1 protein-coding gene and 1 pseudogene are annotated in these 1,755 nt (G+C 56.0%); both read right to left on the bottom strand.

The window, feature by feature from the left end; genetic code table 11:
* Window positions 1–345: pseudogene (locus VJ956_RS05640) on the bottom strand (ISAs1 family transposase); the annotation flags it as partial.
* A 170-nt stretch (window positions 346–515) separates the two neighbouring features.
* A protein-coding gene (locus VJ956_RS05645; protein WP_324082648.1) for an IS3 family transposase occupies window positions 516–1,675 on the bottom strand; the annotation gives its coding sequence in 2 pieces (ribosomal slippage) (window positions 516–1,426 and window positions 1,426–1,675; 1,161 coding nt in all).
* Window positions 1,676–1,755: the final 80 nt, after the last annotated feature.

The raw sequence follows: 1,755 nt of genomic DNA on the forward strand, positions 1-1,755 counted from the left end.
CGCATCAAAAGAGCGACGAAGCGTCTTGCCATCAATAGCGACAACGCCGTCAAGCACGTCATGCAAGCTCGCTATCCACTCTGCAAAGCACCGCTGAAACGCCTCTATATCCAGGCGGGCAAACAGGATGCCCAGTTGATCATGACTGGGCGTTCCGTCCTTGAAGGGGAGAAACCGACGCAGCAGATCAATCTTCTTCTCCCCGTAAAGCGCGATCGACGTCCACCCATCCGCGCCGGAAATCACCGCGCACAGAACAAGCAGAAAAACTTCGTCCAGCGGGTACGTGACCTTGGCCTCCTGGCGCGGGTCATCGATGCTTGCGAAGTGCTTCAAAAACTCGGGCGTGCAGGGCTCTTTCTCGGTGCGTGGCATGAAAAATCTCCAAAATCAGCGGCTCTCAACACCGTTGATTCAGAAAAATAACTACTTGTCAGCTACTTATTCAGTCGATTTGACCTGCCCCTGTTTTCAGGGCCACTCGTAAATCAAGTTTGCTCTCCATTTGTGTGCCATCATTCGGCGGCATGAGCAATGGGCGCGGGCGCGGAGCTCTCAGATAGCTCAAGCGTCTGCGCCCATTGCGTTTTGTTGAAAGGCCGCGTTGCCGCAAACTCTTCGGGTGTTTGATATTTCAGGCTGCTGTGCGGGCGTTCTGTGTTGTAATCGATTCTCCAGTCTTCGATGATCTCGCGCGCCTCGGCGATGCTCGTGAACCAGTGCAGGTTCAGGCACTCATCCCTGAAGCGGCCATTGAAACTCTCGATATACGCATTCTGGGTCGGCTTGCCTGGGTCGATGAAATACAGCTGAACGCCGTTGTCATCGGCCCACGTATCAAGCGCACGACCGCGCAGTTCCGGTCCATTATCGACGACCAGAATATCAGGGTATCCCCGCTCGCGTGCGACTCGGTTCAGCAATTCCACGACCCGCTCTCCGGGCAGTGAAAAGTCCACCTCGATGGCCGGGCACTCGCGGGTGCAATCATCTTTCAAGTTGGCCGTTCTGAACTTGCGCCCATTCGCCAGAGCATCACTGGTGAAATCCAGCGACCACCGCTGGTTGGCCGCAATGGGGCACCAGCCGCCCTCACGGCCTTCCTTGGGGATCTTTTTGCGCTTGGTGCGACGAAGCCACAGCCGTTCTTCGCGATAGATGCGTTCGACGACTTTGACGTTCACCTTGAAACCCTCACGCACCAGCTTGGCATGCAGCATGCGATAGCCATACCTCCTGTGCTTTCCAGAAAGCGTGATCAAACGTTCCCGGAGCCGCGCGTGGCGATCCGGGCGCGCCTGATACGTCAGGCTCGATCTGGATATACCAACCAGCCTGCACGCCCGCCGTTGCGTGAACTGGTGCTCTGTCACCAGAGTCTTCACAGCATCCCGGCGGGCGGCAGGCGTTATGAGTTTTTTGCCAGAAGGCCTTTGAGACCGGCGTTGTCGAGCATGGCATCCGCCAACAAGCGCTTTAGTTCCGAGTTCTCTGCTTCCAGGTCCTTCAACCGGCGCAGCTCAGACACCGTCATGCCACCATACTTGGCTTTCCACTTGTACAGCGTGGCATCCGACATACCGTACTTGCGGCAAAGGTCCGAGACCTTCGCTCCGGCAGCATACTCCTGCAAAATCCCGACGATTTGTTCCTCTGTGAAACGTGACTTGCGCATTCTTCGTTCTCCTCGTTGCTTTGAACGTTACGAGAACAAACCCTCCTTTTGAATGGTCTGAAAACTTGGGGGCAGGTCAA

This window comes from Marinobacter sp., assembly GCF_035268745.1.
Classification (GTDB): domain Bacteria; phylum Pseudomonadota; class Gammaproteobacteria; order Pseudomonadales; family Oleiphilaceae; genus Marinobacter.